This window comes from Brevibacterium picturae, assembly GCF_030453725.1.
In the GTDB taxonomy this organism is placed as follows: domain Bacteria; phylum Actinomycetota; class Actinomycetes; order Actinomycetales; family Brevibacteriaceae; genus Brevibacterium; species Brevibacterium sandarakinum_A.
Map to the genome: position 1 here is coordinate 1 of NZ_JAKDJU010000156.1, position 7,025 is coordinate 7,025.

Annotated in this window: 9 protein-coding genes; 1 reads left to right on the top strand and 8 read right to left on the bottom strand. The window is 63.9% G+C overall.

Annotated elements, in window-relative coordinates:
• The 8 genes from L0G76_RS12770 to L0G76_RS12805 form a co-directional block, all read right to left on the bottom strand.
• Window positions 1–907 (bottom strand): amidohydrolase (locus L0G76_RS12770; protein WP_304357570.1); only part of this gene is annotated, 907 nt, incomplete at its 3' end.
• A 96-nt stretch (window positions 908–1,003) separates the two neighbouring features.
• Entirely contained in the window at window positions 1,004–1,786 is a 783-nt protein-coding gene (locus L0G76_RS12775; protein ID WP_304357571.1) for an SseB family protein, read from the bottom strand.
• A gap of 4 nt (window positions 1,787–1,790) precedes the next feature.
• Window positions 1,791–2,528: a bifunctional 1-(5-phosphoribosyl)-5-((5-phosphoribosylamino)methylideneamino)imidazole-4-carboxamide isomerase/phosphoribosylanthranilate isomerase PriA gene (gene priA / locus L0G76_RS12780; RefSeq protein WP_304357572.1), complete on the bottom strand. Its 738-nt coding sequence runs from the start codon at window positions 2,526–2,528 to the stop codon at window positions 1,791–1,793.
• A gap of 85 nt (window positions 2,529–2,613) precedes the next feature.
• A complete protein-coding gene (gene hisH, locus L0G76_RS12785) occupies window positions 2,614–3,243 on the bottom strand; it encodes an imidazole glycerol phosphate synthase subunit HisH (RefSeq protein WP_304357573.1) in 630 nt (209 codons plus the stop codon).
• On the bottom strand, window positions 3,240–3,842 hold the full coding sequence (locus tag L0G76_RS12790; protein WP_304357574.1) for a hypothetical protein: 603 nt from the start codon (window positions 3,840–3,842) through the stop codon (window positions 3,240–3,242). Before L0G76_RS12790 ends, hisH begins: the two co-directional genes overlap by 4 nt.
• Window positions 3,839–4,435 carry an imidazoleglycerol-phosphate dehydratase HisB gene (hisB, locus tag L0G76_RS12795; RefSeq protein WP_304357575.1) on the bottom strand — a complete coding sequence of 199 codons (597 nt, stop codon included), beginning with the start codon at window positions 4,433–4,435 and terminating at the stop codon, window positions 3,839–3,841. Before hisB ends, L0G76_RS12790 begins: the two co-directional genes overlap by 4 nt.
• A gap of 101 nt (window positions 4,436–4,536) precedes the next feature.
• Window positions 4,537–5,646, bottom strand: coding sequence for a histidinol-phosphate transaminase (locus L0G76_RS12800; RefSeq protein ID WP_304357576.1), 1,110 nt, complete (start codon window positions 5,644–5,646; stop codon window positions 4,537–4,539).
• A gap of 33 nt (window positions 5,647–5,679) precedes the next feature.
• Window positions 5,680–6,012 carry a LysM peptidoglycan-binding domain-containing protein gene (locus tag L0G76_RS12805; RefSeq protein WP_304357577.1) on the bottom strand — a complete coding sequence of 111 codons (333 nt, stop codon included), beginning with the start codon at window positions 6,010–6,012 and terminating at the stop codon, window positions 5,680–5,682.
• Between the two features lie 234 nt (window positions 6,013–6,246).
• Here L0G76_RS12805 and lexA point away from each other — a divergent pair, with 234 nt between their 5' ends.
• The gene (gene lexA, locus L0G76_RS12810; protein WP_304357578.1) at window positions 6,247–7,002 is read left to right on the top strand and encodes a transcriptional repressor LexA; all 756 of its coding nucleotides are present in this window, start codon (window positions 6,247–6,249) and stop codon (window positions 7,000–7,002) included.
• Window positions 7,003–7,025: the final 23 nt, after the last annotated feature.

Here is a 7,025-nt window from a genome sequence, read left to right on the forward strand (position 1 = left end):
CGTCCTCGACCCTGTCCGAAAGCTCCTTGAGTGTTTCCGGGAACTTCGACCGGACATAGCACCGCACAGTGGCGGATTCCGTGATGATCGAGGGCCGTGTCCCGCCGTTGGCAATGACGGCGTGCAGGCGGGAGATCGGCGGCATCTGCTGGCGGATCAGCCCGAGGCCCTGGTAGAAGAGGTTCGCGGCGTCGAGGGCATTGCGGCCCATGAACGGCTGCGCCGAGGCATGGGCGGCGACCCCGGAGTACGTGACGTTGAGCAGGCGCCTGCCCAACCACACCTGATCCGCGCAGTCGTACCCGTAGCCGTGGACCATGATGGCCGCGTCGATGCCGTCGAAGGCTCCGCCACGGGCCATGACCTCCTTGCCTGAGTGGCCCTCCTCTGCGGGAGTGCCGAGCAGCACCACGGTGCCGGGAACGGCGCTCGGGTCCTGTTCGCAGAGGGCATGCAGGGCAAGGAATGCCCCAACCCCCGAGGCGGCGATGAGGTTGTGACCGCAGGCATGACCGATCTCCGGGAGAGCGTCGTATTCGGCGAGGATCGCGATCGTGCGCCCGCCGCCGGCTCCTGTGGTCGCACGTAGGGTCGTGTCGACTCCGAACAGTCCGGTCTCGACTTCGATTCCCCGTGAGCCCAGCACCGAGGCGATGGCCCGGACAGAATCATGTTCGGCGAATGCGGTCTCCGCCAGTGAGTGGATCGTGTGCAGCAGTCCGTCGAGATCCGCCCTGGCCGCAGCGAGCCCGGCGGCGAGGACCGCGGTGCTCGACTCGGGTGCCCCGTTGAACTCGGAGTTCCACTCGCCTGCCTGCTCGCTGCGGGCTTGAGTCTCGGCGGCGATCTGGCCGAGATAGCTCTCGTCTGGGACGGTCGGACGACTCAGGTCACGAATCTCACTCATAGAGATCAAGCATAGGAGAAATGAGGCAAGTGCACATGCCCCTTCCCTCTATTCGGGATTCGGCCGGACACCTTGGGTTCGGTGTATCACAGGCGCTTAGGACTCGGCGAGCTGCAGAGCCAGCGAATCCACTCTCTCGACGATCGTCTCATCGGCGGCCAGCGCCTGTTGGAATCGTGTCATCTCGTCGGCGGGCACCTGAGAGCGCACCCCGAGCCTGATGCCGACCTCGGGTCCTTCGACGTGGACTCGGGCGCTGCCGGGGCGCAGGCTGATCTGAGCCAGCCAGGGGAAGTCCTCGGCGATTGTGACCAGCGCCTGCCCCACCTCGGCGTCGGCCCAGGCCGGTGTCCAGGGGTGCCCCTGGGCGAAGGCGAACATGGCGGGACGCCGGAGCAGGAAGGGCTGTGACGTGCCCGGGTCGAGGACGATGAGTTGGGATCCGGCTTCGACCGCGCCGAGCACGAGGCGCTCGGATTCGATCGGCACGGGGCGGGCTTCCTGATGCCATGCAGTCAGCGGAGGGATCGAGCAGAAGCCGGGGGTGCACTCACGGCCGTCCTCGCCCTGCAGCCGGACCATCGCCATGTCCGAGGCGTTGTCGACCATGTGCCCGTGCTCGCCGACCTCTTGTTCGGTTGCGACCGGAACGATCGGGGCATAGAGCCTCGCACCCGCCAACGCTCGAACGACGCCGAGGTGGGCCTGGGGTTCCAGCGGTTCTCTGTTGACCCGACCGAGCGCTTCCAGCAGACCGGTGTCGGCGAGACCCGAGTCACCCGAGAACGGGTTGGGTTTGAGTTCCCGGCCTGCCCAGGACTGGCCGGCCGAGTCGGAACCATCTGCCGAGTCAGGCCGATCTGCCGAGTCGGATGTCACTTCTTCAGCCTCCAGCAACCTCGAGAGCTTCTTCCAAGGTGAACTTTCCGGCGTACAGGGCCTTGCCCACGATCGCCGAGTCCACACCGAATGGCACGAGGTCGCGCAGATTCCTCAGGTCATCGAGGCTGGAGACTCCCCCCGATGCCACGATCGGCTTTTCGGTCTTCTCTGCCAGCGACTTCAGCAGTTCCACATTGGGCCCCTGCAGCGTGCCGTCCTTGCGGACGTCGGTGACGACATAGCGGGCACACCCTGCTTTCTCAAGAGTCTCGAGAACCTCATAGAGATCTCCCCCCTCCTGGGTCCAACCACGGGCCGCGAGTGTGGTGCCACGGACGTCGAGTCCGATGGCGACCTGATCACCGAATCGGGAGATCATGTCGGCGGTCCATTCCGGGTTCTCCAAGGCCGCCGTGCCGATGTTCACTCGCTCTGCCCCAGTGTCGAGCGCACGCTCGAGGCTCTCGGTGTCGCGGATGCCTCCGGAGAGTTCGACCTTGATGCCGACGGCCTTGACGACCTGGTTGAGCAAGTCCGAGTTCGACCCGCGACCGAATGCGGCATCGAGGTCGACGAGGTGGATCCACTCCGCACCCCTGCTTTCGAAGTCATGGGCCGCGTCGATGGGAGAACCGTAGTCGGTTTCGGTGCCGGCTTCGCCCTGGACGAGGCGGACGGCTTTGCCATCGGCGACGTCAACTGCGGGGAGGAGGACGAGCTTGCTGGGGGTTTGAGTCATTGTGACCTTTCTCAAGAGGCTGTGGAGACTGTGGAGGCTGAGTTGGGCGAACCGGAGCAGATGAAACGAGAGCGTATCGGCAATGTTAGTGGCGTGTCTGGCCTGCCCGGGAGAAGGAACCGACCCAGTTGCGCAGCAGGCGCGCACCCGCTTCGGCTGACTTCTCCGGGTGGAACTGGGCTGCCCAGGTGGTGCCGTCTTCGACGGCCGCGATGAAGCTGGCGCCGTGGGAGGCCGTGGTCGCCACGGTGTTCGACGGTGCTTCGTTTGCCGCATAGGAGTGCACGAAGTAGAAGCGTTCGTCGGCGATGCCGGCGAACATCTGTGAGGTCTTCGGGGCGCTGACCTGCGACCATCCCATATGCGGAACGACCGGAGCCTCGAGCGCTGTCACCGCGCCGGGCCAGAGCCCGATCCCCTCCGTCTTCTCCCCGTGTTCTTCTCCACGGGCGAAGAAGACCTGCAGTCCGACGCAGATGCCCAACAGAGGTCGCTGGCTGTCGTGCCATGAACGGATGAGTTCGTCTCCGCCGACTCTTATCAGTCCGGTCATCACGGCCGAATAGGCGCCGACGCCGGGGACGAGCAGACCGTCTGCGGCATCGATGACGTCACGATCGGCCGTCAGCACGACCTCGGCACCGGCGGCGGCAACCGCTCGCACGGCCGACCGGACGTTTCCTGCCCCGTAGTCGAGGACCGCAACCGTGCTCATTGCGTTGCCCCCTTGGCCAGGACGTTGTAGATCCTCCACAGTGAGAAGCCGAGGACGATCGCGCCGAAGACAGCCACCACCCAGGCCACGGCGTTCCCACCCAGCCCGATGGTGATGCCGAAAGCGGTGATGAGTCCCGCGAGTACCGCAACGACGATCCAGAGCAGCGCCGTCCGTGCAACTGCCGCCCGTCCCGGGGACATCGTGGCGGCGCTGGCCTGCAGTTTCGTCATCGAGGAAGTGGCGATGCTGCCCTCGACATCGTCGGCGGACACGACTTCGAGCAGGAGCTGCTCAAGGACATCCGGCAGGTTCTTCAGCGCCAGGCCGGCCGGTACATCCGATTCGCGTGCACCGTGCCGGAAATGACCGGCGTCGATCTGCTCCTCGCTGCGCACGAGGAGGAGGACCTCGTGCTTACCGGAGAGCTTGGAGATCGCCGCAGCCGCCTCGTTGCCCGCCTGGACATCTGTGTCGGCCAGGACGATTCCGGTGAAGTCTCCGATCGGGACAATGGTTCCCCTGATGTTCGACAGCACGCAGGCAGCAGCCAGCTGCTCGGCGACCCCGAAAGGAGTCACAATGACGGTGGTGCTCACAGGACTCCCTTCGTGCTGGGCACAGATTGATTGCGGGCATCCGGCTCGACGGCCTCGCGCAGAGCGCGGGCGAAGGCTTTGAACTCAGCTTCTGCAATGTGGTGCGGGTCCCGGCCGCGCAGCAGGTCGAGGTGCACCGTGAGGCCGGCGTGGAACGCAATCGATTCGAGAGAGTGCGAGGTCATCGACCCGGTGAAGTGACCGCCGATGAGGTGGTACTGCTGTCCCTCAGGCTCTCCTTCGTGCACGAAGTACGGGCGACCGGCCACGTCGACGACGCAGCGGGCCAGCGCCTCGTCCAGTGGGACGGCAGCCAGCCCGTAGCGGCGAATCCCGGTTTTGTCCCCCAGCGCCTCGCCCAGCGCCTGGCCGAGAACGATGGAGGTGTCCTCCACCGTGTGGTGGACGTCGATATGGGTATCGCCTTCGGCCTGGATGCTCATGTCGATGAGCGAATGCTTCGACACCGCCGTGAGCATGTGGTCGAAGAAGGGAACACTGGTGGAGATGTCCGACCGGCCGGTCCCGTCGAGGTCGATGGATACGGTGACCGAAGATTCCGAGGTCGAGCGGGAGCGTTGAGCCTGCCTCATGACTGGCCTTTCGTAGGTAGGTGGGGTGCCGCTTGAGGACCATTGTCCTCTGTGCCGAACGATGTGCAGCATCTGGGTGTGGACATCACAGTGGTGTCGTCTCAGTGCGACGGCTGCAGAATGCCGGAATCCTCTGCCATGATCTCGTCGACAGCTGTGAGGAATGCCGTGGTCTCCTCTTCCGTGCCGGCGTTGACCCGGGCGTGATGGCTGATGCCGATGTCGCGGATCAGTATTCCGCGATCGAGCAGCTTCTGCCACAGTTCCTGCGGTGAGGCGATGTTGCCGAAGAGGACGAAGTTCGAATCGCTGGGGTAGACGGTGAATCCAACCTTGCTCAGGTGGTCCGAGATTCGGTCCCGGGAGTCGATGAGTCTGTCGACGTTCTCCAGGAGGACATCAGAGTGTTCAAGGGCGGCGCAGGCGAGCACCTGAGTGATCTCCGACAGGTGGTACGGCAGGCGCACCAGTCGCAGAACATCGATGAGCTCCGGTGCGGCAATGGCGTAGCCCAGGCGCAGGCCCGCGCAGGCGAATGCCTTGCTCATCGTCCGCGACACGACCAACCGGGGGCGGTCGGCCACAAGCGTCATCGCCGAGGGCTGCGCGGGTCTGGAGAACTCGGCATAGGCCTCGTCGACGATGACGATGCCGGAGCAGTTGTCATATGCGGCTTCGATGACGTCGAGACCGATCGATGTGCCTGTGGGATTGTTCGGTGTGCACAGGAAGACGATGTCGGGATCCGCCTCGGCCACCTCGGCGGCGACGGATTCTGCATCAAGGGTGAAGTCGTCCTTGCGCGCAGAGGCCTGCCACGTCGCGCCGGTGCCGGTGGTGATCAGCGGGTGCATGGAGTAGCTGGGAGTGAATCCGAGGACCGTGCGGCCCGGTCCGCCGAATGCCTGCACGATATGGGAGAGGACCTCGTTCGATCCGTTCGCCGCCCAGATCATCTCAGAGCTGAGACCGACGGACTGTCCGGCCCGGTCATTGACTCCCTGCAGGTAGGTGACCAGGTGTTCGCGCAGTTCCTCGAACTCACGATCGGGGTACCGATTGAGTCCGGCGAAGTGTCCATCGACGGCTGACCGCATGCTGTCGACGACCACATCCGGAATCGGGTAGGCGTTCTCATTGACGTTCAGCTGCACCGGCACATCGAGGTGCGGAGCGCCATAGGGCTTGAGGCCGACTAGATCCGAACGCACTGGCAAAGGCTCGTTATTTCCCACCGCATCAGTCTAGCGTCGGGGCACATCCAAGGTCTGCCCCGGGTGCACCACAGGCGAGGACAGATGGTTGATGTCGACGATGTCGGCCACGACATCGCGGGTGTCACGGTCGAGCCCGAGGCTCGCGGCAACGGTCCACAGAGACTCCCCGTCACCGACGACGACTGCTTCGGCGTCGATGCCGATGTTCTCTGTCTCCGCTCCGGCTGCCGCCGAAAACGACTGTGTGGCAAGGAAGAATGCTCCGCCGACGATGACGAAAGCGCACACAATGGTCCGAAGCAGACGCATCGCCTGGCGTCCGCGTGTGGTGAAACGCAGTTCCTGGATCTGTGCAGACATCGCTTTACCTCTTCTCTTCGTACGATTCCACCCGCAATAGGTAGAACGTCTGTTCTATTCAACATGCCAATCGAACATATGTCCAGTCCAACTCGAACATTTATGCGACAATGAGAGAGAACCAGCGTTGTTGATTGATCTGAAAGAACCATCTCAGGCGGCACTGACACGAGAATTCTCGACGAGAGGATCAAGCGGTGAGGTCGGCGGGAATAGAACGAAGGGGAACGGGCAATGGTTCAGAACAAACGAGGGAGAGGTCGTCCGCGCAACGAGGACGTCGCCAGCGAGATCGCAGCCGCACGCACTGATGACGAGGAGGTCTCGATTCCGGAAGGCTCCACCGGCGAGGGCGATTTTCGACTGACCCCGCGACAGCGTCTGGTCCTCGAGACCATTGAACGGGCCGTCGTGACCAACGGTTACCCGCCGAGCATGCGCGAGATCGGCAAATCAGCCGGACTCGCCTCACTCTCCAGCGTGGCCCACCAGCTCTCTCAGCTCGAACGCCTCGGTTATGTCCGCCGCGACCCGAAGCGCCCGCGTGCCATCGAAGTGGTCAATCCCTTCGAAGAGGAAGAGGCAGAGCGGGCCAAGTACGAAGAGCTGGCCAACAACACAGTCCAGGTTCCTGTGGTCGGTCGCATCGCCGCAGGCGGGCCCATCCTGGCCGAGCAGGAAGTCGATGATGTCTTCTCGCTGCCGACCCAGGTCGTCGGCTCGGGCGACATGTTCCTGCTCAAGGTCGTCGGTGACTCGATGATCGAAGCCGCCATCTGTCACGACGACTGGGTGGTCGTGCGCAAACAGCACACGGCAGACAACGGTCAGATCGTCGCAGCCCTGCTCGACGGGGAGGCAACGGTGAAGACCCTCAAGCGCAAGGCCGGTCAGCAATGGCTGCTCCCTCAGAACAAGGACTATGAACCGATCGACGGCACCTATGCTCAGATCATGGGTCTCGTCGTGTCAGTGATTCGCCGCCTCTGACACAGCCGCCGGGCCCGACCGGT